General features: G+C 63.9%; 22 protein-coding genes. 16 read left to right on the plus strand and 6 right to left on the minus strand.

Features of this window, described 5'->3' with window-relative positions:
- Positions 1-16 precede the first annotated feature (16 nt).
- The 14 genes from CWO91_RS15865 to CWO91_RS15925 all read left to right on the plus strand — a co-directional run bounded on the left by CWO91_RS15865 (position 17) and on the right by CWO91_RS15925 (position 14,409).
- On the plus strand, positions 17-1,132 hold the full coding sequence (locus tag CWO91_RS15865) for an ABC transporter ATP-binding protein (protein WP_208753034.1): 1,116 nt from the start codon (positions 17-19) through the stop codon (positions 1,130-1,132).
- A 2-nt stretch (positions 1,133-1,134) separates the two neighbouring features.
- Entirely contained in the window at positions 1,135-2,715 is a 1,581-nt protein-coding gene (locus CWO91_RS15870; protein ID WP_130214273.1) for an FGGY-family carbohydrate kinase, read from the plus strand.
- Positions 2,708-3,748, plus strand: a complete 1,041-nt coding sequence (locus tag CWO91_RS15875; RefSeq protein WP_130214274.1) for a 2-hydroxyacid dehydrogenase — start codon at positions 2,708-2,710, stop codon at positions 3,746-3,748. The genes CWO91_RS15870 and CWO91_RS15875 overlap by 8 nt, the downstream gene beginning before the upstream one ends.
- Before the next feature lie 19 nt (positions 3,749-3,767).
- Positions 3,768-4,517 carry a class II aldolase/adducin family protein gene (locus CWO91_RS15880; protein WP_130214275.1) on the plus strand — a complete coding sequence of 250 codons (750 nt, stop codon included), beginning with the start codon at positions 3,768-3,770 and terminating at the stop codon, positions 4,515-4,517.
- Positions 4,517-6,025, plus strand: coding sequence for a glycerol-3-phosphate dehydrogenase (locus CWO91_RS15885; protein ID WP_130214276.1), 1,509 nt, complete (start codon positions 4,517-4,519; stop codon positions 6,023-6,025). The genes CWO91_RS15880 and CWO91_RS15885 overlap by 1 nt, the downstream gene beginning before the upstream one ends.
- A gap of 137 nt (positions 6,026-6,162) precedes the next feature.
- Positions 6,163-7,494, plus strand: coding sequence for an extracellular solute-binding protein (locus tag CWO91_RS15890; protein WP_130214277.1), 1,332 nt, complete (start codon positions 6,163-6,165; stop codon positions 7,492-7,494).
- A gap of 149 nt (positions 7,495-7,643) precedes the next feature.
- On the plus strand, positions 7,644-8,531 hold the full coding sequence (locus CWO91_RS15895) for an ABC transporter permease subunit (RefSeq protein ID WP_245471277.1): 888 nt from the start codon (positions 7,644-7,646) through the stop codon (positions 8,529-8,531).
- Between the two features lie 4 nt (positions 8,532-8,535).
- The gene (locus CWO91_RS15900) at positions 8,536-9,456 is read left to right on the plus strand and encodes an ABC transporter permease subunit (protein WP_130214279.1); all 921 of its coding nucleotides are present in this window, start codon (positions 8,536-8,538) and stop codon (positions 9,454-9,456) included.
- Positions 9,457-9,521: 65 nt separating this feature from the next.
- Entirely contained in the window at positions 9,522-9,893 is a 372-nt protein-coding gene (locus tag CWO91_RS43725) for a glycerophosphodiester phosphodiesterase family protein (RefSeq protein ID WP_208753029.1), read from the plus strand.
- 35 nt (positions 9,894-9,928) lie between these two features.
- Positions 9,929-10,225, plus strand: a complete 297-nt coding sequence (locus CWO91_RS43730) for a hypothetical protein (protein ID WP_208753030.1) — start codon at positions 9,929-9,931, stop codon at positions 10,223-10,225.
- Complete coding sequence (locus CWO91_RS15910; protein WP_130214280.1) at positions 10,222-11,748, plus strand: alkaline phosphatase D family protein; 1,527 nt, start codon at positions 10,222-10,224, stop codon at positions 11,746-11,748. The genes CWO91_RS43730 and CWO91_RS15910 overlap by 4 nt, the downstream gene beginning before the upstream one ends.
- Before the next feature lie 99 nt (positions 11,749-11,847).
- Positions 11,848-12,795 (plus strand): sugar-binding transcriptional regulator, encoded by a 948-nt coding sequence (locus CWO91_RS15915; RefSeq protein WP_208753032.1) that lies wholly within the window; start codon positions 11,848-11,850, stop codon positions 12,793-12,795.
- 148 nt (positions 12,796-12,943) lie between these two features.
- Positions 12,944-13,963 carry a zinc-dependent alcohol dehydrogenase gene (locus tag CWO91_RS15920; RefSeq protein WP_130214281.1) on the plus strand — a complete coding sequence of 340 codons (1,020 nt, stop codon included), beginning with the start codon at positions 12,944-12,946 and terminating at the stop codon, positions 13,961-13,963.
- 56 nt (positions 13,964-14,019) lie between these two features.
- The gene (locus CWO91_RS15925) at positions 14,020-14,409 is read left to right on the plus strand and encodes an NUDIX hydrolase (protein ID WP_130214282.1); all 390 of its coding nucleotides are present in this window, start codon (positions 14,020-14,022) and stop codon (positions 14,407-14,409) included.
- 185 nt (positions 14,410-14,594) lie between these two features.
- On the opposite strand, the gene CWO91_RS15930 is transcribed toward CWO91_RS15925, so the two are convergent.
- Genes CWO91_RS15930 through CWO91_RS15950 form a run of 5 tightly spaced genes read right to left on the minus strand, consistent with a single transcriptional unit; the run spans position 14,595 to position 20,868 of the window.
- Positions 14,595-15,926: an MFS transporter gene (locus tag CWO91_RS15930; RefSeq protein ID WP_130214283.1), complete on the minus strand. Its 1,332-nt coding sequence runs from the start codon at positions 15,924-15,926 to the stop codon at positions 14,595-14,597.
- A gap of 17 nt (positions 15,927-15,943) precedes the next feature.
- Positions 15,944-17,341: a dihydrolipoyl dehydrogenase gene (lpdA, locus tag CWO91_RS15935; RefSeq protein ID WP_130214284.1), complete on the minus strand. Its 1,398-nt coding sequence runs from the start codon at positions 17,339-17,341 to the stop codon at positions 15,944-15,946.
- Between the two features lie 4 nt (positions 17,342-17,345).
- Positions 17,346-18,617 (minus strand): dihydrolipoamide acetyltransferase family protein, encoded by a 1,272-nt coding sequence (locus CWO91_RS15940; protein WP_130214285.1) that lies wholly within the window; start codon positions 18,615-18,617, stop codon positions 17,346-17,348.
- Position 18,618: 1 nt separating this feature from the next.
- Positions 18,619-19,632 carry an alpha-ketoacid dehydrogenase subunit beta gene (locus CWO91_RS15945; protein ID WP_130214286.1) on the minus strand — a complete coding sequence of 338 codons (1,014 nt, stop codon included), beginning with the start codon at positions 19,630-19,632 and terminating at the stop codon, positions 18,619-18,621.
- Between the two features lie 3 nt (positions 19,633-19,635).
- The gene (locus CWO91_RS15950; protein ID WP_130214287.1) at positions 19,636-20,868 is read right to left on the minus strand and encodes a 3-methyl-2-oxobutanoate dehydrogenase (2-methylpropanoyl-transferring) subunit alpha; all 1,233 of its coding nucleotides are present in this window, start codon (positions 20,866-20,868) and stop codon (positions 19,636-19,638) included.
- A 26-nt stretch (positions 20,869-20,894) separates the two neighbouring features.
- Here CWO91_RS15950 and CWO91_RS15955 point away from each other — a divergent pair, with 26 nt between their 5' ends.
- Together CWO91_RS15955 and CWO91_RS15960 are read left to right on the plus strand one after the other, a co-directional pair.
- Entirely contained in the window at positions 20,895-21,326 is a 432-nt protein-coding gene (locus CWO91_RS15955; protein ID WP_130214288.1) for a hypothetical protein, read from the plus strand.
- Positions 21,292-21,804, plus strand: coding sequence for an Lrp/AsnC family transcriptional regulator (locus tag CWO91_RS15960; RefSeq protein ID WP_091883780.1), 513 nt, complete (start codon positions 21,292-21,294; stop codon positions 21,802-21,804). The genes CWO91_RS15955 and CWO91_RS15960 overlap by 35 nt, the downstream gene beginning before the upstream one ends.
- A gap of 161 nt (positions 21,805-21,965) precedes the next feature.
- Here the strand turns inward: CWO91_RS15960 and CWO91_RS15965 are convergent, their stop codons facing one another.
- A complete protein-coding gene (locus tag CWO91_RS15965; RefSeq protein WP_130214289.1) occupies positions 21,966-22,475 on the minus strand; it encodes a hypothetical protein in 510 nt (169 codons plus the stop codon).
- Positions 22,476-22,568: the final 93 nt, after the last annotated feature.

Here is a 22,568-nt window from a genome sequence, read left to right on the forward strand (position 1 = left end):
TGGGAGCGCTATGAGGATGGGCGTGCTGGAGATCAGGAAGGTCGACAAGGTCTACCAGAGCCGCGGCAAGCCGCCGGTTCACGCCGTGCGCGCGCTGGATATGGAGGTCGACAAGGGGGAGATCGTCGCGCTGTTGGGGTCGTCGGGCTGCGGCAAGACCTCGACCCTGCGGATGATCGCGGGCTTCGAGAGCGTCACCTCGGGGACGATCACGCTCGGCCAGCGCCGGATCGACGAATTGCCGCCGGCGAGGCGCAAGGTGGCGATGGCCTTTGAAGGCTATTCGCTCTATCCGCCGCTCACCGTTCGCGAAAACATCGCCTTCGCCTTGAAGGCGCAGCAGCTCTCGCATGGCGAGGTCTCCCGCCGGGTCGAGGCGATCGCGCGTCTGGTGGAAATCGAGGACATTCTCGACAGCTATCCGCGCTCGATCTCCGGGGGGCAGCAGCAACGCGTCTCGCTGGCGCGCGCCTTGGTGCGCGACGCCGATCTGTATCTGCTGGACGAGCCGATGGGCCAGCTCGAGCCGCAGCTCCGCGCGGTGCTGCGCGGCCGGATCAAGGGGCTGCTTGCCGAGCGCGGGATGACGGCGATATTCGTCACCCATGACCAGACCGAGGCGAGTGCGCTCGCCGACCGTATCGCGGTCATGGAAGACGGCGTGCTCCAGCAGTTCGCAAGCGAACGGGAGTTGAAGGATCATCCCGCGAACCTGTTCGTTGCGAGCTTCATCGGCGAGCCTCCGATGAACCTGCTCGAGACCGAGGTCGCTCGCGCCGACGGCGGCTTCCGTCTCTCGATCGGCCCGGATGTCGCGTTCCAGCTCGACGGGCGGACGCTCGACCCGGCCGCGGGCCGCGCGCTCGAGCAGAGCCCGCGTGTCCGGATCGGCATCAGGCCGCAGAAGATTTCCGTCGGCAACGGGGATGTGCGCGTGCGCGTCGTCTCAAACCAGTGGCTCGGCGACCAGTCGCATGTCGCGGGCGAACGCGAGGGCCGTCTCCTCATCGCGGTGACGCCGAACAAGATCGCCGCGCGACCCGGGGACATTATCCCCTTCGCGCTGGAGACGCGGCACCTTCATGTGTTCGGCGCCGACGGCAACTGCATTCGCCACGCGGAGGCAGCTTGATCATGAGCACCGCCTCGGGCCGCGACGTCATCATCGGCATTGATGCCGGCACGTCCTTGATCAAGACAGTCGCGTTCACGCGCGATGGCCGGCAGCTCGGCGAATACGCGCTTCCGAACAGCTACACGACGTCGGCCGGCGGACATGTCGAGCAGGACATGACGCGGACCTGGAACGATACTGTCGCCGCACTGCGCGGTCTGGGAGCGGCGATACCCGATCTTGCCTCGCGGCTCGCCGCCATCGCGGTGACAGGGCAGGGCGATGGCACCTGGCTGATCGACGATGATGGGCATCCCGTCGCGCCGGCCCTGCTCTGGCTCGACTCGCGTGCTGCCAGTCTCGTCGGGGACATCCGCGCCAGCGAGCGCAATGCGGCGCTCTATCGGCGGACCGGCTCGGGGCTGAACGCCTGCCAGCAGGGGCCGCAACTGGCCTGGTTGCAGGCGCATGCGCCCGAGAGCCTGTCGCGCGCCCGCACGGCCTTTCATTGCAAGGACTGGCTCTATTTCCTGCTCACCGGCGAGCGTGCGACCGATCCGTCGGAGGCAACCTTCTCCTGCGGCGATTTCCGCAAGCGCCGCTTTGACGCGGAAACGGCGCGCCTGATCGGAATCGCCGATTGCATGGCCCTGTTTCCGGACGTCGTCGACGGCGTCGTGACCACGCATCCGCTGAATGCCGGCGCAGCGCTCGAGATCGGACTGCCGCAGGGCGTTCCGGTCTCGCTCGGCTATGTCGACGTCATCTGCAATGCGCTAGGGGCCGGGCTCTACGATCCGGCGCCGGATGTCGGCTGCACCATCATCGGCTCGACCGGCATGCATATGCGGCTGGCGCCAAGCGCCGATGCGGTGGTCCTCAACGCCGAGGCGACCGGCTATACCATGCCGTTTCCGGTCTCCGGTCACTATGCCCAGATGCAATCGAACATGGCGGCGACGCTGAACATCGACTGGCTCCTCGACCTCGCGCGCGATCTGTTCGCCGCGGAGGGCATTACGCGTTCGCGCGCCGATCTGATCGGCAGGCTCGATGAGCGCGTCATGCAGGCGCATCCCGGCGAACTCCTGTTTCATCCCTTCATCTCCGATGCAGGCGAGCGGGGACCATTCGTCGCGCACGAGGCATGCGCACAATTCCTGGGCCTGCGAACACGCCACGGCTATTGGGATCTGATGCGCGCGGTCATGGAAGGGCTCGCCTTCGCCGCCCGTGATTGCTATGCCGCGATGGGCGCGCTGCCGCGGGACGTGCGCATCACCGGTGGCGCGGCGCGAAGCCGGGCGCTCGGCGCGATCCTTGGTGCTGCGCTGGAATGCAACGTTCGTGTCTGTAGTCGTGGCGAAGCGGGAGCCGCGGGTGCCGCCATGATCGCGGCGGTGGCGACCGGTCTCTATCCGGACATGAGCGCCTGTACGGATGTGTGGGTGCGGCCGTATCTCGCTGCGCCGCAAACGCCGGATGCGGTCTTGGCGTCGCACTATGCGCGGCTGTTTCCGGCCTATCTCGAGGCCAGGCTCGCGGCGCGGCCGGTCTGGAAGCAACTCGCGGCCGTGCGTGCGGGAGCCGGTCATGCCTAAGACCATTGCCATCGTCGGTGACCGCTTCATGCTGCCGAGCGTCTTTGCCGAACGCATCACGGCGGCTTGCGGCAACGACATCGACATCCGCATCCTGGAGCAGCCCTGGCCGGACGAGCCAATGGAGCACGGCTATGCCGGCTCGAAGCTCGACGGATTGAAGGAGTTCATGGGCGACCCCGACGAGGTCGCGGATTTCATCGGCGATGCCGCGCTGCTGGTCACGCATCTCGCGCCGATCTCGCGGTCGATGCTGCAGCGGCTGCCGAAGCTTAAGTTCATTGCGGTGTCGCGCGGCGGTCCGGTCAACATTGACATGCAGGCAGCGCGCGATCACAAGGTGCTCGTGGTCAACACGCCCGGCCGCAATGCCAGTGCGGTGGCGGAGTTCACCATCGGCGCCATTCTCGCCGAAACTCGCCTGATCCGCAGCGGGCACGAATCCTTACGCGGCGGCGAATGGCGCGGCGATCTCTATCGCGCCGACCGCACCGGGCGCGAGCTCGGTGAGATGACCGTCGGCATCGTCGGCTATGGCGCGATCGGAACCCGCGTCGTGAAGCTGCTCAAGGCGTTCGGCTGCAGGATCCTGGTGGCGGATCCATATGTCCAGCTCAGCGCGCAGGATCGCAATGACGGCGTCGAGCACGTCGGCTTGAGCGAGCTCTTGGCGCGCGCCGACGTGATCAGCCTGCATGCGCGGGTGACCGCCGAGACCACCGGCTTCATCGATCGCGCGGCGTTGGCACAGGTCAAGCCGGGCGCCATCTTCATCAATACGGCGCGGGGGCCGCTGGTCGACTACACGGCGCTTTACGAGGCGCTCTCCGCCGGGCGGCTCGGCGGGGCCATGCTCGACACCTTTGCCGTGGAGCCGGTGCCGGCCGACTGGCCGCTCCTGCAGCTGCCCAACGTCACGCTGACGCCCCACATTGCGGGGGCCTCGTTGCGCACCGTCACCATTGCCGCCGATCAGGCAGCCGAGGAGGTTCGCCGCTATCTCGCCGGCGAGCCGCCACTCAATCCGTGCTGAAGACGAAAGGTATCTTGCCATGACCCGTGAGGAGCGACAGTTGCGCGAGGCGATCATCGCCAAGTGCCGATGGATGAACGCTTCAGGGCTCAATCAGGGGACGTCAGGCAACATCTCCGCTCGCTACAAAGATCGGATGCTGATCACGCCATCGGCGACGCCCTATGACGCGATGAAGCCGGAGATGATCGCCTCGATGCCGCTTGAAAGTGACTACGGCACCTGGGATGGGCCGTTGCAGCCGTCGACCGAATGGCGCTTCCATCTCGACATCATGCGCGGCCGTCCCGACGTCGGCAGCGTCGTCCATACCCATTCCACCTACGCCACGGTGCTTGCGATCGCGCGCAAGCCGATCCCGGCATGCCACTACATGATGGCCGCGTTCGGGGGCAATGACATCCGCTGCGCCGGCTACGCGCGCTACGGCACGGCGGAATTATCCGAGCTGGCGCTCGCCGCGCTCGAAGGCCGCAACGGCTGCCTGCTGGCCAATCATGGCATGATCGCGGTCGGCGCCAACCTCGACAAGGCGATGTGGCTGGCGGTCGAGCTCGAGACCATCGCACGCCAATATTACCTCTCGCTGGCATTGGGATCGCCGCACATTCTCAGCGAAGCGGAGATCGCCGACACGGCGAAGGGGTTCTCGACCTATGGCCTCCAGCAACCCAAATCCAAGGCGTCGAAGGCAAAGCCGGGTAAGGCAGGCGCATCTGCAAGGGCGGCCGCGCGACAGCGGATCGAGAAGAAGCGCAGCAGGACGTGATGACGCAGACTGCGCCGCGCGCGGGCAGGGATCATGGGCTGGTCGACATCGCGATTATTGGCGGTGGCATCAACGGAGCCGGCATCGCGCGGGATGCGGCGGGCCGCGGCCTGAAGGTCCTGCTATGCGAGAAGGGTGACTTCGCCGAAGGCACCTCGTCGCGCTCTGGCAAGCTCGTTCACGGCGGCTTGCGCTATCTCGAATACTATGAATTTCGCTTAGTGCGCGAAGCCTTGATCGAGCGCGAGGTCTTGCTCGCGTCCGCACCGCACATCATTTGGCCGATGCGCTTCGTCCTGCCGCACTCGCCGGAGCAGCGGCCGGCCTGGCTGATCCGCACCGGCTTGTTTCTCTACGACCATCTCGGCGGCCGCAAGCGGCTGTGGGCGAGCCGCAGCCTCGATCTGGCGCACACTCCTGAAGGCGCGCCGCTGCGCTCCGAATTCAGGCGCGGCTTTGAATATTCGGATTGCTGGGTCGATGACGCACGGCTCGTGATCCTCAATCTGGTTGATGCCGCGCGCAACGGCGCCATCATCCTGCCCCGCACCCGCGCCCTAAGTGCGCGCCGGGAAGGGGACGCATGGCAGCTGGAGATGCAGGGGGATGACGGCGGAGCCCAGATCGTCCGGGCGCGCGCGCTGGTCAACGCGGCAGGGCCGTGGGTCCAGGACGTTGTGCAAGATGTCGTCGGGCTGAATTCGTCGCACAATGTGCGGCTGGTCAAGGGCAGCCATATCGTGGTGCCGAAATTCTGGAGCGGAGCGCAGGCCTATCTGCTCCAGAACGAGGACCGTCGCGTCATCTTCGTCAATCCTTACGAGAAAGACCTCGCACTGATTGGCACGACGGACATCTCCTACGGCGGCCGCGCGGAGGATGTCGCAATCGACGACAGCGAGATCGCCTATCTGCTCGGCGTATTGCGCCGTTACTTTCGCGTCCCCCCGGCAGAGCAGGAGATCGTTCATGCGTTTTCAGGTGTCCGGCCGCTCTATGATGACAATGCCGAAAACCCATCGGCGGTGACGCGCGACTATGTTTTCGAGGTTCATGGCGAGCAGGGCGTGCCGCCGCTGCTCTCGATCTTCGGTGGCAAGATCACGACCTACCGTCGGCTCGCGGAGCATGCGTTGCAGCGACTTGAGGCATGGTTTCCGAAGATGTCGCCGGGCTGGACGGCGGGAAGGCCGCTGCCCGGCGGCGACATCGGTGGTGACTTCGATGCCTTCATCGTCCAGCTGGCAGGCGAATATTCCGATCTTCCGCGCAAGCTGATCCACCATTATGCGCGCCTGTATGGTACGCGGGCACGCGAACTGCTTGGCTCGGCCCACGTCTCGGCCGATCTCGGTCGGCATTTCGGTGGAGACTTTTACGAGCGTGAGGCCACGTTTTTGCGCGAGAGCGAGTGGGCCAGGGAGCCTCAGGACTTTCTGGATCGGCGTACCAAACATGGCTTGCATCTGATAGCGGCGCAACGGGACGCCTTTGCGAGCTTTATCTAATTCGCCTGTGCCCGCGCGAGGCCGGGCGAAAGCTGCCCGGCGCGAGCCGACCCTCTTTCATCATCTCGACACATATGTCATGATAGGAATACAAATGTAAAAAGCCGGGCGTCCTGCCCGGCCAGGGAGGGCTGCCTATGGGTAGGAAAGTCGCATTCATTGCGGCCTTGTTCGGCGTGTTGGCATTGGCCGGTCCGGTACAGGCGCGGGTCGAGGTGCAATGGTGGCACGCCATGAGCGGCGTCCTGGCCGACCGGCTCAATGAGCTTGTCGAGAAGTTCAACACATCGCAGGACAAATACACCGTCGTCGCCGTCGCCAAGGGCAATTATGATGAGGTCACGAACGGGGTGATCGCCGCCTATCGCGCCAAGCGGCCACCGGAAATGGTGCAGATCGCCGAGCGCGGTTACATGACGATGCTGCTCTCGGGGGCCGTAGTACCCGTTCAGGACTTGATGGACCAGAAGGGTTACAAGATCGACTTCTCGGACTTCATCAAGCCTGTGGCAAGCTTCTGGAGCTACAAGGGTCGGATGTCGGCGATGCCGTTCAACTCATCGACGCCGATCTTCTGGTACAACAAGGATCACTTCCAGAAGGCCGGTTTCGACAAGCCGGCCGACACCTGGCAGGAGTTGGAGAAGCAGCTCTACACGATCAAGTCCAAGGGCATTAGCGAATGCGGCACGGTGCTGCCCGGCGATTTCTACTGGAGCCTGCTTGAGAACTACAGCGCCATCAACAACCAGCCTTACGGGACGCTCGCGAACGGCTTTGACGGGCTTGGGACCGAGTTCGTCTACAACAAAACCAAGGTGGTCTCGCAAGTCGCGCGCTTGAAGAAGTGGCTCGACGACGGCGTGATGCAGATCGCGGGCCAGGGCTTCAGCCCAGAGCAATTGTTCACGTCGGGACGGTGCTCGACGTTCGTCAATTCGACCGCATCGCACGGCAATATCGAGCGCAATGCGACCATCAACTGGAGCGCGACCTTCCTGCCGCACGAGAGCGATATCAATCCGCCCCTCAACAGCACCATCGGCGGCGGCGCTATCTGGGTCCTGAAGGGCCACACGCCGGAGCGATACGAGGCCGTCGCGGCCTTTCTGAACTTTGTCGCCCAGCCGGAAACCCAGGTGTGGTGGCATGGCGCAACCGGCTACGTTCCCGCCACGAACCGGGCCTATGCGCTTGCGCGGGAACGTGGCTACTACAAGGATCACCCGACCAGAGAAATTGCCGTGCTACAGCTCTCGCGTGGCACGCCGAATGAGAACTCGCGCGGCTTCCGCTTCGGCAATTTCGTGCAGACGATGCTGGCCCAGCGCCAGGAGGTGGAGGCTGTCTTTGCCGGTCAGAAGCAGCCGCAGCAGGCGATGGATGACGCGGTCAAGCGGGGCAACGAGATCTTGCGGCAATTCGAGAAGCTCAACGCCGGGAAGACTCCGGAAACCGAGCGTCCATGACTTTACGACTATCCATTCCTTGGCGTGATGGGCGCGCCCCCGTGCTTCAGAGAAGGCACGGGGGCGGCCAGTCCAAGGTCGGGGCGGGTGCGACGGCTGGCGGATCCCGAGCGCCCGCAAAGGCGCGGCGCCGCGAGCAAGAGGCAGGACTGAAGCGAGCCAATTTCGGCGATGGCCCCGGCCTGCCGACGTTGCTGTTGCTGCCGCAATTGCTGATCCTGCTGTTCTTCTTCTTCATCCCGTCGCTGCGGGCGCTGATGCAATCCGTCCTGCTCAGTGATCCCTTTGGAACCAACGTCCAGTTCGTGTGGTTCGACAATTTCAAGATGCTGTTTGCGAGTAGCGAGTATCGCCAGTCGATCACGGTGACGTTCTGGTTCACGGTGGCGCAGAACGTGCTCACGCTGGGGAGCGCGCTGGTGCTCGCCTTTGCCACCGACAGGATCGTGCGCGGTCGCTCGATCTATCGCACGATCATTCTGTTGCCGTATGCGATTGCGCCCGCGATCGCCGGTATCCTGTGGGCCTTCCTGTTCAATCCGGCGGTTGGCCCGCTCGCGCAGGTGCTGCACAGTTTCGGCATTGCCTGGGATCCCAACCTCAATCCGACCGACGCGCTGATCCTGGTGACACTCGCAGCGTCATGGAAGCACATCTGCTATGACTACATCTTCCTGGTCGTGGGTCTGCTCGCGGTGCCGGTATCGCTCATGGAGGCCGCCGCGGTGGACGGCGCCGGTCCGATCCGGCGCTTCGTCTCGATCGCGCTGCCGATGCTCGGGCCTACCATCTTCTTTCTCACCGTGATGAACTTCATCTATGGCTTCTTCGAAACCTTCGCCATCATCGATGCCGTCACCAAAGGCGGTCCGGCCGGCGCAACCAACATCCTGGTCTACAAAGTCTTCGTCGATGGCTTCGTCAATCTCGACCTCGGCTCTTCGGCCGCGCAATCGGTTCTTTTGATGAGCTTCGCGCTGATCTGCACGCTGCTGCAGTTCCGCTACTTCGACCGTAAGGTCAATTACGGGGTCTAGCCGTATGGTCGAGCGCTCACCGGTCCTTAGCATGGTCTGTCACGCGATCCTGATCGCCGGTGCGCTGACGGTCTGCATTCCGCTGTATTTCGCGTTCGTAGCGGGCTCGCTTACGGTCGCCGAGGTGCAGAAGGTGCCGCTGCCGTGGCTCCCGGGCAGCCAGTTCTTCGACAATCTGCAGTTGGCGTGGAGCAAGGGCAATTTCAGCCGCACCTTCACCAACTCCATCGTCGTGGCGCTCGGCATCACCGCCGGAAAGATCGCGGTATCGCTGCTGTCGGCCTTCGCGATCACCTACTTTCGATTCCGCTACCGAATGCTCGCATTCTGGCTCATCTTCGTCTCGCTGATGCTACCAATCGAGGTTCGGATCGTGCCGACCTTCGAAGCCGTGGCCAATGCAGCGCTGCCCCTGCAATGGCTCGTCGACACCCTGCATGTGGCGGATCTGTGGGGTTGGATCAGCGGTCACGACATCGCGATCACGCTCGAATGGAACATGGTCAACACTTATCCCGGGCTGATCCTGCCGCTGATCGCCTCGGCCACCGCCACTTTCCTGTTTCGGCAATTCTTCCTGACGGTGCCAGACGAGCTGTGCGAGGCGGCGAGGCTGGACGGTGCGTCGCCGCTGCATTTCTTCTGGAGCATCCTGCTGCCGCTGTCGGTGCCGAACATGGTGGCGCTTGCCATCATCCTGTTCCTGTTCGGCTGGAATCAGTATCTCTGGCCGTTGTTGTTCACGACCGACAAGGACATGGCCACGGCGGTCATTGCATTGAAGGGGCTGATTCCGCGCTCCGACAGCGAGCCGGCCTGGAACATCGCCATGAGCGGCGCGCTCCTCACGATGTTGCCGCCGGCGCTGGTCGTCCTGCTGTTGCAGCGCTGGTTCATCAAGGGTCTTATCGACAGCAGCAAGTAGGGATCGATCATGGTTTTCATCGCCGGGCATCGCGCGCGCGCAATCTTTGGCCGGAGAACAGCCTGATGGGCTTCCGCAACCTATGCAGGGAGGGGGTCGATGCGGTCGAGTTCGACGTCCATCAAAGCGCGGATGGCGGGCTGGTCGTGATCCATGATCCGCTGCTCGACCGCACCACGTTCGATAGCGGACCGGTTGGCGAGCGCAGTCTGAGGCGCTTGACGGCGACGCGTCTTCGCGACGCCGGCGATGAGTGCATTCCGACCTTGGACGACGTGCTCGACGTGTTCATCGAAACGACGCTCGAGCTCCACATCGAGATCAAGACGGATGCGCTCGGCAATCCCTATTCGGGTCTGGAGGCGCGGCTGATCGACGACATCAGGCGCCGGGGTCTGGAACGGCGCGCGTCATCACCTGCTTCGTGCCGGGCGTGATCGAGACCGTACGCCGGCTATGGCCGGAGGCGCGGGTGCTCGCCTCGCTCGACCGCCGTTCGGCGGAGATGATGGGTGGGATAGAATCCGCGCTGGCGCAATTTGCCGCCATTCCCGGCTGCATCGTCGCGGTTGAAAAATCGCTTCTGGGGCTCACGCTGCCGCTCGCCCTTAAAGTGCTCGGATCCGAGCGTCTCGGTGCATGGGTGACGAATGAACCGGAGGATATCGCCTACTGGCTTGCCCAGCCGGTGCGGCAGATCACGACCGACCGGCCCGATCTCGCCGTGAGCATTCGCCGCAAGCTCGCAACCGTGCCCGCGCGTCCATGATTGCCCGCCGCCGGTTTCTTGCGGGATCGTTGGCGAGCGTCGCCGTTGCGCCCGCCGGGTTCGTGCGGGGAGCGCCGGTTTCTTTCAGTGCAGATCCCTTCACGCTCGGTGTCGCGTCCGGATGCCCGCGACAGGATGGCGTCATCCTGTGGACCCGCCTTGCGCCACAACCTCTCGAAGGCGGCGGCATGCGGGACGCTCCGGTGGACGTCGAGTGGCAGGTTGCTGAGGACGAGGCTTTCTCGCGCATCGCCTCCCGCGGCGTCGTGCGGGCAGCAGCGGAGCTTGCGCATTCCGTGCATGCCGAGGCGACGGGATTGCGGCCCGATCGTGTCTACTGGTACCGCTTCCGCGCCGGTCCGGCGCTTAGCCCGGTCGGTCGCACCCGAACCGCACCGGCCGAGTCCGGGCGTCCTTTCCGCTTTGCCTTCGCATCCTGCCAGCAATACGAGCAAGGCTATTTTACCGCCTACCGCGACATGGCCGCACGCGATCTCGACCTGGTCGTGCATCTCGGCGACTACATCTATGAGAAATCCTGGGGATCACACCACGTCCGCCAGCACGGCGTCGGGATCCCGACGACGCTGGAGGAATTCCGCAACCGCTACGCGCTCTACAAAAGCGATCTTGACCTGCAAGCGGCGCACGCTGCCTTTCCTTGGCTTTCGGTCTGGGATGACCACGAGGTGATGGACGACTATGCCAATGATCGCTCCTACAGCGTGCGCGATCGCGGCCAGTTCCTGAAGATCCGTGAGGCGGCCTATCAGGCCTACTACGAACACATGCCACTGCCGCCTTCGGCCCGCCCACGGGGCGCGGATGCCACGATCTACGAGCACTATCGCTTCGGCGACGTGCTCGACGTGCTGCTGCTCGACGACCGGCAATATCGCTCGGCATCGGCCTGTGTCGGAAGCGGACGTCCAACCTGGGCGACTGACTGTGCAGGCCGGACGGACGAGGCGCGGACGATGCTGGGCGAGCGACAGGAACAATGGCTTGAGGCGCGCCTGCGCGACTGTCGCGGCCGCTGGACGATCGTCGCGCAGCAGACATTGATGGCGCAGGACAAGCGGGAAGGGGACGACGGCGCGCACTTCTGGATGGACGGCTGGGACGGCTATCCCAACGCCCGGCGCCGTCTTCTTGATTCGCTCGTCGCGCATCGCCGGCGCAATCCGATCGTGATCGGCGGCGACCGTCACGCCTTCTTTACCGCCGATCTGAAGCATGATTTTGCCCGGCCGGATGGTCCGACCATCGCGACCGAGTTCGTCGGCACCTCCATCACCTCGGACGGGCCGAGCGAGACCGGTGTGCGCAAGGCGCTGGCGGAAAATCAACATCTCGTCTATGCGCGTGGCGACAAGCGCGGCTATGCGACCGTCGAGCTCGACACCCGGCATTGCACTGTAGGATTCGAGGCGCTCGACGACGTCAAGGACGTCAAGAGCGCCGTACGCCGGCTGACGACCTTTGTGGTCGAGGACGGCGTGCCGGGGGCGAAGGCCGCATGACGAGCGTCCGCATGGCCCCACATTTGACGACCAACGAAAGATCGCCTCAAATGCTCCGACGTCTGATTATGCTTTGAGGCTGCTGCGGGGGGCTGCGCCGTGACCGATCAAACCATCCTGCGGGTCGCCTGGCTCTACTACATGGAGAACTTGACCCAGGCCGAGATCGGCGAGCGGCTGGGGCTGACGCGTGCCCGCGTCAACCGCATGCTGTCGGATGCCCGGCAGACCGGCATCGTCAACATCCGCCTCAACTCCGCCTTTGCGAGCTGCACGGAGCTGGAGCACCGGTTGCGTCGGGAATGCGGCCTCGAGGACGCGGTCGTCATCCCGACCCCGGAGAATCCCGAGCAAGTCGGTAGCCTGATCGGGATGGCGGCAGGCTCGTATCTGTCGAAATTCCTCGAGCAGAAGCGGCCGCGCATCATCGGTATCGGCTGGGGCGCGACCTTGCGCGAGACCATCCGTTACGTCACGCCGGCGGACTATCCCGAGCTCTCCATCGTCTCCATGATGGGCGGACTGTCGCGCGGACTCGAGCTCAACACCTTCGAAATCGCGGGCGAGCTCGCGCACCGGCTGCACGCCCAGTGCAGCTATCTGGCCGCCCCGATTTTTGCCAGCAGCCGGCGCTCGCGTGATACCTTCCTGGCCCAGGAGGTCTATCAGGAGGTGCTGAACAGCGTCGAGCGGATCGATCTTGCGCTGTTGAGCATGGGAGATCTGACCCCGCGGTCGCTGCTGGTGCGGCATGGTCTACCGCCGGACGTACGTATCGAGCATTTGCGGGCCGCAGGCGCCGTCGGCGACGTGCTCGCGCAATTTCTCGACAAGTCCGGCCGGCCGATCGATCACGGCATCAACAGCCGCGCCATCGCGCTTCCGCTCGAAAAGTTAGCGCGCGTGCCGACCTCGATGCTGATTGCCGGGGGCCTCAACAAGGCGCCCATCATCGCCGCGGTACTACGCGGCCGTATCGGCAAGGTGCTGGTGACGGACGAGAACGCCGCCGTCGCCGCGCTGAAGCTGATCGACAAGCAAAAATAGCCCTCGCAACGAGTGTCAGATCCGTGCCCTGGCGCGATGCCGGCGCGATCGCACCGTGCTGTCCCGGAGAGACGCAAAAGCATTTGTCACGTCATGATTACATATGTAATATGTCAAAGACAATTGCTCAAAGAGAGATGGCGTCGACATGCGCGCTGCGGTGCTCCAAGACATTCGCGATATCCGCATCCTCGATATCCCCGAACCGAGGCCGGTCGCGGAGGACGATGTCATCGTCCGCGTCAAGGCGGTCGGCGTCTGCGGCAGCGATCTGCATTCCTACCTCGAGGGCGGAACGACCGGCCCGGCGCGCGTCAGGCCGTTCGTCCTTGGCCATGAATTCTCGGGTGTCCTCACGCCGGACTCGGCGCGCAAGGCGGGACTGTCGGCCGATGCGCTGGTGGCGGTCGATCCTTCCATTCCATGCGGCCATTGTGAATGGTGTCACCGCGGCCATACCAATCTTTGCCCCAACGTGAAGTTCCTCGGCTACGCGCCACACAATGGCGCCATGGCCGAATTTGTCTGCGTGCCCAGATCCGCCGTGCATTTGGTGCCTGACAGCATCGACCCGGCCGGTGCAGCAATCCTGGAGACGCTCGGCGTCGCGATTCATGCCATGGACCTGGCGCGTCCGCGACTTCTGGAATCCGTGGCGGTGCTTGGCTGCGGGCCCGTGGGGTTGTTGTTGGTGCAACTCGCGCGGCTCGCCGGTGCCGGAAAGATCATTGCGATCGACCCGGTCGAGCAGCGCACCGCGCTGGCGTGCGACCTCGGTGCGGATGTGGCGTGCCGTAGCTACGCCGGGGTCGCGGACGTCACCGAAGGCCGCGGCGTCGATCTGGTGATCGAGGCGACCGACTCATCGCACGGTTTCGAGCATGCGGCGCGCTGTGCGCGTATCGGTGGCCGGATCGTTCTCGTCGGCATTCCCGAGAACAACCAGTACGTCCTGAGCGGTGCGGAGTCGCGCCGAAAGGGCTTGTCGATCAAGTTTTCGCGTCGCATGCCGGAGGTTTATCCGCGGGCCATCGCGCTTGCGCAGGGGGGACAGGTCAAGCTCACGCCGCTGGCGACGCACCACTTCTCGCTCGACCAGACGCCTGCCGCGTTCGAGCAACAGGTCGCGCGACGAGATGGAATCATCAAGGCGATCATTTGCCCGTAGATTGAGGGCTATCTTGCCAAGAGCTTGGTGTAGCGGGTGCAGCAGGACTGGTCGTGATGGCGAAATCGTCGAAGCTGGTCGTCGCAAAGAAAGGCCGCGTCCTGATGGTAAGACGCAAGCGTGACGGGCTCTGGATGTTTCCAGGCGGCCGCCGGCGAGCCGGCGAGAGCGACAGGCGCTGCCTTCGTCGTGAGATCAAGGAGGAACTCCCCAAGCTGAAGCTTGGGCCACTGAAACTCTGGAAGGAAGTGAAGGCGAAGAATCGCCGGTCCGGTCGCCGCATGAGTGATGCGATTTTCCTGGCAAAGAAAGTGTCAGGGCGCTTGAAGGTCGGCGACAAGAAGGAGATCGATAGAGCAGTTTGGCGTAAGCCGCATGGCGCCAGATTGACTCCGACCTCGCGCTACATTCGCGATAGGCTGTTTCCAAGGCGAGGACGTCGTTGAATTGTTAGCGACCGTTCTGCGATAGTGCGCGTGCCCCCGTGAGCCCGAGCCGTTCGCGCCGTCGCCGCCCGAGCCATGCGCGTCCATCTCAGCGAACACGCGCTTGTTCCTTGCCCGCGTAGCCGTAGCGGCGCAACAGGTCAAGGCCGCGATCGTGCAGTCTGCGCCGGCGCCGCCGGAAAGACTTACCGCCCCTGTTCAGCAAACTCGTGCTTGCTGTCGTGGCGGCCGACGAAGACCAGGATGCCGGCGATCAGCGGCAGAACGGCGAGCACGAGCAGGCCGGTCGAGGTCTGGCCGGTGGCTTCCTTGACCCAGCCGATCAGATAGGGCCCGCCGAAGCCGGCGAGATTGCCGACCGAGTTGATGAGGGCGATGGCGCCGGCGGCCGCCGTGCCGGACAGCCAAGCGGTCGGCAGGGTCCAGAACACGCCGAAGCAGCAGAACACCCCGATCGCGGCCACCGTCAGCACCACCATCGTGAGGGTGGGATCGGTGAGATAGGAGGAGATGCCGAGCGCGACGGCGGTGAGCAGCAGCGGCGCGCCGACATGCATCACGCGCTCGCGGCTCGCATCGGAGTGCCGCGCCCACAGGATCATGGCGATGGTGCCGAACAGATAGGGGATCGCGGTGACGAAGCCGGTCTGCGCGTTGGTGAGGCCGAACGCCTTGACGATCTGCGGCAGCCAGAACTGCATGCCATAGAGCGCGCCGACGAAGCCGAAATAGATCAGGCTGAGCGCGATCACCTTCGGCGACGACAGCGCCTCCCCGAGCGAGGGATGCTTCACCGCCTGCTTGATGGCGATCTCGGAATCGAGCTTGGCCTTGAGCCAGGCCTTCTGCTCGGCCGAAAGCCAATTCGCCTTCTCCGGTTTGTCGGTGAGATAGAACCAGGTGACGAGGCCGAGCAGCACCGAGGGGATGCCCTCGATGATGAAGAGCCACTGCCAACCCTTCAGCCCCATGATGCCGTCGAGCCCGAGCAACAGGCCCGAGACCGGCGCGCCGATCACGGTCGAGACCGGCACGGCGATGGCGAACGCTGCCAGGAAACGGGCGCGGTATTCGGCCGGGTACCAGTAGGTGAGATAGAGGATGATGCCGGGAAAGAAGCCGGCCTCGGCGACGCCGAGCAGGAAGCGCAAAACGTAGAAGCTCGTGACGCCGCTGACCAGCGCCATCAGCGCCGAGATGATGCCCCAGGTCACCATGATGCGGGCGATCCAGCGGCTGGCGCCGAATTTTTCCAGCGCGAGGTTGCTCGGCACCTCGAAGATGAAGTAGCCGATGAAGAAGATGCCGGCGCCCCAGGAGAAGATCAGCGGCGTGAACTTCAGCTCCGCATTCATGGTCAGCGCGGCGAAGCCGAGATTGACGCGGTCGAGATAGGAGAAGAAGTAGGCCAGCACCAGGAACGGAATCAGGCGCCAGGAGATGGCGCGGATGGTCGAGGTCTCGATGCTGCTTCTCGCACCGCTTGCAGCGTCGGCAAAGGTCGTGGACTGGCTCATGGTTCCCCCCTTATGTTTTAGACATGAATTGCATGGCCTAGTGATTTCAGCGCAGCCTCATGAAAGCCCTCACTCAGAGTCGGATGGGCATGGATGGTCAGGGCGATGTCCTCGAGGCGCGCGCCCATCTCCAGCGCCAGACTGAACGCCGCTGACAACTCGGCGAGGCCCGGGCCCACGCCCTGAATCCCGAGCAGGACATGATTGTCGGCACGCGCCACGGTGCGGATGAAGCCGTCGTCCCGATCCAGCGTGAGCGCACGACCGCTGGCCTTGAACGGAAACAGATCGGTCTTGACCTCAAGACCCTTGTCCCGCGCCTCGCTTGGTGAGAGGCCGACCGTGACGATCTCGGGATCGGTGAAGCAGATCGCGGGAATTGCGACGCGGTCCCAGGCGCGACGGTGGCCGGCGACGATTTCGGCGACCATCTCGCCTTGCGCCATGGCGCGGTGCGCCAGCATTGGCTCGCCCGTGACGTCGCCGATCGCGAAGACGCCGCGCATCGAAGTTCGGCATCGATCGTCAATGCGGATGTAGGGGCCGTCCATATCGAGATCGAGCAGCTCGAGGCCGAAGCCTGACGTGGCGGGCTTACGGCCGACCGTGACCAGGATCTTGTCGGCTTCGAGCGTTGTCTGTCCGCCGTCGGCGGTTTCGATCAGAAGCGCCGTGCCTTCCGCGACCAACTCCTTGGCTTTCGCGCTTATCAGGATCGTAACGCCCAGCGCACGGAGCCGCTTGGCAACGGGGGCGCTCAGCTCGCCGTCATATTGCGGCAGGATGCGCGGTGTGGCCTCGACCACGGTGACGTCGGCGCCGAGTTTCGCAAAGGCCGTCCCGAGTTCGAGGCCGATATAGCCGCCACCGACAACGACCAGCCGCGCCGGCACCTCGGCAAGCGCGAGGGCATCTGTCGATGAGATGACGCGGCCGCCGAAAGGAAGGGACGGTAGTTCGATCGGGGCCGAGCCCGTCGCGATCACGATGGTTTCGGCATGGATCAGCTGAACGCCATTGGTCGTCTGAACCTCGACGGTCTTGCCGTCGTGAAAGCTCGCGTGTCCGGCCACGTATCTGACGCCGGCGCGCTTCAAGAGTCCGCTCACGCCGCCATTGAGACGCCGCACCATATCGTCCTTCCAGGCGATGGTTTTGGTGAAGTCGAGTGACGGCTTTTGGGCGGAGATGCCGAGCTGAGCCTTGCCGTCGGCGGCACGTGCGACCGTCTCGTAAGTGTCGGCTGCGTGGATCAGGGCCTTCGAGGGGATGCAGCCGATGTTGAGGCAGGTGCCTCCCGGCTTTTCGGCCTCTACGATCACGGTGTCGATGCCGAGCTGGCCGGCCCGGATCGCACAGGTATAGCCGCCGGGGCCCGCGCCTATGACGAGAAGCTTACAGGTGGTGTCGTTCATAGTCTTATGCGTCAATGAAGATCATGGCGGGCGTTTCGAGCTGCGTCTTGATCCGCTGCACGAACAGCGCGGCGTTGAAACCGTCGATCACGCGGTGATCGAAGCTCGACGACAGGTTCATCATCTTGCGCGGCACGAAGCTTGCGCCGTCCCAGTGCGGACGTATTGCGATTCGATTAACCCCGACGATCGCGACCTCGGGGTGATTGATGATCGGCGTCGTCGCAAGCCCACCTAACGCGCCGAGTGAAGTGATCGTGATGGTCGAACCGATGAGCTCGTCGCGCGTCGCCGTGCCGTTCCGCGCCGCCTCGGTGACCCGGATCATCTCGGCCGCGCAGTCGAAGAGATCGCGCGCCTCCGTGTGGCGGACGACCGGCACCATGAGGCCAGCCCCGGTTTGCGTCGCAATCCCCATGTGGACGGCGGCGTGCTGGTGCACGATGCCGGCCTCATCATCGAAATGGGCATTGAGCTCGGGCTGTGCGGCGACGGCACGCACGATAGCTTGCATCAGGAACGGCAACAGCGTCAGCTTGGGCCTGTCGGTGCGCTTCTGCTCGTTGAGCTTTGCGCGAAGATCTTCGAGCGCGGTGACGTCGACCTCCTCGATATAGGTAATATGCGGGATCCGTGCATTTGCGATTGACATTTTCTCGGCGATCTTGCGGCGCAGGCCGACGACCTTGGTATCCGTGACGGCGGTCTTGGGTCGGCTCCGCAGCGCGGGCGCGTCGTCGGAGCCACGTGCGATGTAGCTGTCGAGATCGTCGTGGGTGATCCGACCGGCCGGGCCGGAGCCGTGCAACTGGCGCAGGTCGATTCCCGCCTCGCGCGCGCGGAGCCGGACCGCGGGCGCTGCCAATGGCCGTTCGCCTTCGCGACGGGGCGGTGTCGCCAGAGGCTGCAGGGAGGGTGCAACATGCGCGGGTGCGATCGCTGGCGTGGCGCGCGCCGCATGACCCGCTTTTCGCGCTGGCGCACCCGTCGTTTGCACTGCCGGCGCCGCAGTCGTGGTGGACGTTTCGCCCTTGCCGTCCACGTCGAGCCGGACGAAGTCGGAGCCAATCGCAAGCACGTCGCCAACCTTGCCGGCGAGCCAGACCACACGTCCTTCAGCTGGAGAGGGAATCTCGACGGTGGCCTTGTCGGTCATGACGGCGCCGAGCACAGCATCCTCGCGCACGAGATCGCCGATTTTTACCTGCCACTCCACCAGCTCGGCTTCGGCGATGCCTTCGCCGACGTCGGGCAGTCTGACGACACGCTCGGTCATCTCAGGCCTCCAGCGTTTCGGCCAGCGCGCGACTGACTCGCGCCGGGCCCGGGAAGTAGTCCCATTCCTGGGCATGCGGGTAGGGCGTGTCCCAGCCCGCGACGCGCGCGATCGGCGCTTCCAGATGATAGAAGCAGCGCGTCTGCACCAGCGCGCAGAGCTCGGCGCCGAAGCCGGACGTCAACGTTGCCTCATGCACGATCACGCAACGCCCGGTCTTCTTGACCGAGGCCTCAATGGTGTCGAGGTCGAGCGGCAGAAGGGTGCGGAGATCGATGATCTCGGCATCGATCCCGGTCTCGGCTGCCGCGCTTTCGGCGACATGGACCATCGTGCCATAGGCCAGGATCGTAACGGCTTCGCCCTGTCGGCGGATCGCGGCGCAGCCGAGCGGCACGGTGTAGTGCCCCTCGGCGACTTCGCCGAGATCGTGCTTCGACCACGGCGTCACGGGACGATCATGGTGGCCGTCGAACGGGCCGTTGTAGAGCCGCTTTGGCTCAAGGAAGATGACCGGGTCGGGATCCTCGATCGCGGCGATCAGGAGGCCCTTGGCGTCGCTCGGATTCGAGGGCACCACGGTCTTGATGCCGCAGACATGGGTGAACAGCGCTTCCGGGCTTTGGCTGTGTGTCTGTCCACCGAAGATGCCGCCGCCTGTCGGCATGCGCACCACAACCGGACAGGTGAACTGGCCGTTCGAGCGATAGCGCAGCCGCGCGGCTTCGGAGACGATCTGGTCGTAGGCCGGATACATGTAGTCGGCGAACTGGATCTCGACGCAGGGTTTTAGGCCGTAGGCAGCCATGCCGACCGCCGCGCCGACGATGCCGAGCTCGCTGATCGGCGTATCGAAGCAGCGGCTCTTGCCGTATTTCGCCTGCAGCCCTTGGCTCGCGCGAAATACGCCGCCAAAATAGCCGACGTCCTCGCCGAACACGACGACGTCGTCATCGCGCGACATCATCACGTCCATGGCCTCGCGGATCGCCTCGATCATGGTTCGCCGCGGCATGGCTTAAACTCCTGCTTCCTGGCGCTGCCGGCGCAGGTGCGGCGGCATCTGCGAAAACACGCCTTCGAACATATCGCGCGCCGACGGACGTTGCTCCGAGTGAAGCGTGCCGTAGGCTTCGGCTTCCTTCTGCGCTGAGATCACGGTGTCCAGTATTTCCGCCTCAGTCTGCTTGTGCCGCTCTTCCGACCAGGCGCCGCGTACGATCAAATGATTCTTCAGCCTGATCACGGGATCTCCCAGCGGCCACGCCTCGGATTCCGTCTTCGGCCGATAGGCCGCGGGATCATCCGAGGTGGAATGCGCGCCGACGCGGTAGGTCACGTGTTCGACGAGAGTCGGGCCGAGATTGCGGCGTGCGCGCTCACAGGCCCATTTCGCCACGGCATGGACCGCGAGATAGTCGTTGCCGTCGACCCGCAGCGCCGGAATGCCGAAGCCGAGACCGCGCGCCGCGAAGGTGCCGGAGCCGCCGCGCGCGATGCCCTGGAAGGTCGAGATGGCCCATTGATTGTTGACGATGTTGAGCACGACCGGCGCGCGATAGGTCGAGGCGAACACTAGCGCGGCATGGAAGTCGGACTCGGCGGTGGCGCCGTCGCCGATCCAGCCGACGGCGATCCTGGTGTCGTTCTTGATCGCAGACGCCATCGCCCAGCCGACCGCCTGGATGTACTGGGTGGCAAGATTGCCGGAGATCGAGAAGAAGCCGTGCTCCTTCGAGGAATACATCACGGGCAGCTGGCGTCCCTTCAGGGGATCATGGGTGTTGGAATAGATCTGGCAGGCCATTTCCACCAGCGAATAGCCGCCCGCGATCAGCAGTCCGGCCTGGCGATAGGTCGGAAAGTTCATGTCGCCCGGCGACAGCGCCTTGCGGAAGGCGCAGCTCACGGCTTCCTCGCCCATGTGCTGCATGTAGAAAGACGTCTTGCCCTGCCGCTGCGCCATCTGCATCCGCGCGTCGAAGGCGCGCAACGTCATCATGTGACGCAGGCCTTCCAGCAATTCGTCGTCGGAGAGCGATCCCGCCCAGGGGCCGACGGCTTCGCCGTCGCGATTGAGCACGCGGATGACGGAGAAGGCGAGGTCGCGGATCGCCTCGGCATCGACGTCGACCTCGGGGCGTGCGACCTGGCCTGCGCGAGGGATGCGGATGTTGGAGAAATCGGGCGTGTCGCCCGGGCGCACGGCCGGTTCGGGGACGTGAAGGGAAAGTGGTGCGTTGTCGGTCATGGGCGCGACCTCACTTCAAGCGAGAGATGCGGCGCCGGGCTCGGCAGCGCAACGTCACATTCGCCGCGCACCTCAACGGCACCAATGCAGACCATAGTACCAACGCGGCGGGCGAGACGGTCGACAGCGTCACGATCCGTGATGTCGATGGACGCGGATATCCGATACACGTCGGCTTCCGCCTGGGCGCTGACGGCCGCGAGCTTAAGGCCGGCGACGCGCGCCTGATCGAGCAGCCGGCCGAGGGCGGCATGCATGTCGCTGCTCCTGAGCTCCAGAAAAAACACCGTCCGCTCCTCCCTAAACGTAGTATGTTTGTACTGGCCAATAATCGGATTTTTGTTCCAATTATCTGGGTAATTCGGTCATTCGAGCTGGAATCATTCTGGAAATTGTGCCGACAGATAGAATGGAGTTCTGGATATGGCGAAGGTCAGACGTGCGGCGCGGCCAGCTAAGGCTCCGCGCAAGGATTCGCTTCGCCTTGACGAGATCGACCGCAAAATCCTCCGCGCACTGCAGCAGGATGCGCGACTGACCACGGCGCAGCTTGCCGATGAAATCGGGCTCTCCACCACGCCGTGCTGGAACAGGCTGAAGCGGCTCGAAACCCAAGGCTATATCGATGGCTATGTCGCACTGCTCAATCAGGAGAAGCTCGGCCTGCCCGAAACGGTCATCATAGAAGTGACGCTCGATCACCACGACGAGGAGGTACTTGAACGTTTCGGCCAGCTGCTTACGAACCTGCCGGAGGTGATCGAAGCCTATCTCACGACCGGCGACTACGATTACGTCGTGAAGGTGGCCGTCGAAAGCACCGCCGGATACGAACGCTTCCTGCGCGAAAAGCTCTATCGCATTCCCGGCATTCGCCACAGCCGATCGTCCTTCGCGTTGCGCTGCCTGAAGAAGTTGACCTCGGTCCAGGTATAATGTGCTTGCGGCTCATCAGCGCGAGGGCACCGGGCTGGCCTTCGGCTGTACGTCGAGCCCAGTCGGGAAAGCTCGACCAATCTCGCCGGTGGCGCGTGAACACGCAGATGCCATTCGGTTTGACGTCTGCTCCTTGCGTTCACTCTGGAAAGTATCGTTCGTCAGAAGGCGGTCTTCTTGCCGATGATGCCGACGTAGCTCGATCGTACCAGAGCTCCCCAGCGGCCATCCCTCTTGACGATCACGTAGAAAGAGTCGGCGGATAGTATCGGCTTGTCATTGGCGTCATAGCGCGTGAATCTCGTGACAAAGTGGAGCTTGTCGTCGGATTTCTGCACCAATTTGCGAGACGTCCACGCCGAGCGAGCCCATGTCGAAGCCTGCGCCAACTGCTTCGCATCGTTCGATTGCGCATATTCTCCCGGCGTGTTCCAGACCTGCACCTGCCCGCCAGCGATTCTTATATGCGGATAGTGAACCGTCTTGGACCAGGCTTCCGCATCTCGCGAGTTGAACGCTTTCATGAACTCGTCGAGATAAGCGCATCCTTGCTTCAGAAGCTCGTCGTTTCCCGGATTTTGGCACTCGTCGTCGGGTTGACCTTGAGCCAGTGCAACCGTGCTCATGCCAAAGAACACGCCCGCAAGCGCCAGCAGCCTGCGAATTTTCATGCGGGTACCTCCCTAATCGACCAAGCCAGCTTGGTTCGTCTTGATTGACAGAAACGTCGATCGAGGACCGATCTTAGATGGACAGAGCGCCGA

This window comes from Bradyrhizobium genosp. SA-3 (genome assembly GCF_004212635.1).
In the GTDB taxonomy this organism is placed as follows: Bacteria; Pseudomonadota; Alphaproteobacteria; order Rhizobiales; family Xanthobacteraceae; genus Bradyrhizobium.

Bases quoted from the DNA above. Each gene is read 5' to 3' on its own strand.
- CWO91_RS15955 (WP_130214288.1), top strand. From the start codon at position 20,895: ATGCGGCGCCGGGCTCGGCAGCGCAACGTCACATTCGCCGCGCACCTC.
- CWO91_RS15910 (WP_130214280.1), top strand. From the start codon at position 10,222: ATGATTGCCCGCCGCCGGTTTCTTGCGGGATCGTTGGCGAGCGTCGCC.
- CWO91_RS15890 (WP_130214277.1), top strand. From the start codon at position 6,163: ATGGGTAGGAAAGTCGCATTCATTGCGGCCTTGTTCGGCGTGTTGGCA.
- CWO91_RS15875 (WP_130214274.1), top strand. From the start codon at position 2,708: ATGCCTAAGACCATTGCCATCGTCGGTGACCGCTTCATGCTGCCGAGC.
- CWO91_RS15880 (WP_130214275.1), top strand. From the start codon at position 3,768: ATGACCCGTGAGGAGCGACAGTTGCGCGAGGCGATCATCGCCAAGTGC.
- CWO91_RS15930 (WP_130214283.1), bottom strand. From the start codon at position 15,926: ATGAGCCAGTCCACGACCTTTGCCGACGCTGCAAGCGGTGCGAGAAGC.
- CWO91_RS15920 (WP_130214281.1), top strand. From the start codon at position 12,944: ATGCGCGCTGCGGTGCTCCAAGACATTCGCGATATCCGCATCCTCGAT.
- CWO91_RS15945 (WP_130214286.1), bottom strand. From the start codon at position 19,632: ATGCCGCGGCGAACCATGATCGAGGCGATCCGCGAGGCCATGGACGTG.
- CWO91_RS15885 (WP_130214276.1), top strand. From the start codon at position 4,517: ATGACGCAGACTGCGCCGCGCGCGGGCAGGGATCATGGGCTGGTCGAC.
- CWO91_RS15960 (WP_091883780.1), top strand. From the start codon at position 21,292: ATGGCGAAGGTCAGACGTGCGGCGCGGCCAGCTAAGGCTCCGCGCAAG.
- CWO91_RS15965 (WP_130214289.1), bottom strand. From the start codon at position 22,475: ATGAAAATTCGCAGGCTGCTGGCGCTTGCGGGCGTGTTCTTTGGCATG.
- CWO91_RS15940 (WP_130214285.1), bottom strand. From the start codon at position 18,617: ATGACCGAGCGTGTCGTCAGACTGCCCGACGTCGGCGAAGGCATCGCC.
- CWO91_RS15870 (WP_130214273.1), top strand. From the start codon at position 1,135: ATGAGCACCGCCTCGGGCCGCGACGTCATCATCGGCATTGATGCCGGC.
- CWO91_RS43725 (WP_208753029.1), top strand. From the start codon at position 9,522: ATGGGCTTCCGCAACCTATGCAGGGAGGGGGTCGATGCGGTCGAGTTC.
- lpdA (WP_130214284.1), bottom strand. From the start codon at position 17,341: ATGAACGACACCACCTGTAAGCTTCTCGTCATAGGCGCGGGCCCCGGC.
- CWO91_RS15900 (WP_130214279.1), top strand. From the start codon at position 8,536: ATGGTCGAGCGCTCACCGGTCCTTAGCATGGTCTGTCACGCGATCCTG.
- CWO91_RS15925 (WP_130214282.1), top strand. From the start codon at position 14,020: ATGGCGAAATCGTCGAAGCTGGTCGTCGCAAAGAAAGGCCGCGTCCTG.
- CWO91_RS15950 (WP_130214287.1), bottom strand. From the start codon at position 20,868: ATGACCGACAACGCACCACTTTCCCTTCACGTCCCCGAACCGGCCGTG.
- CWO91_RS15865 (WP_208753034.1), top strand. From the start codon at position 17: ATGGGCGTGCTGGAGATCAGGAAGGTCGACAAGGTCTACCAGAGCCGC.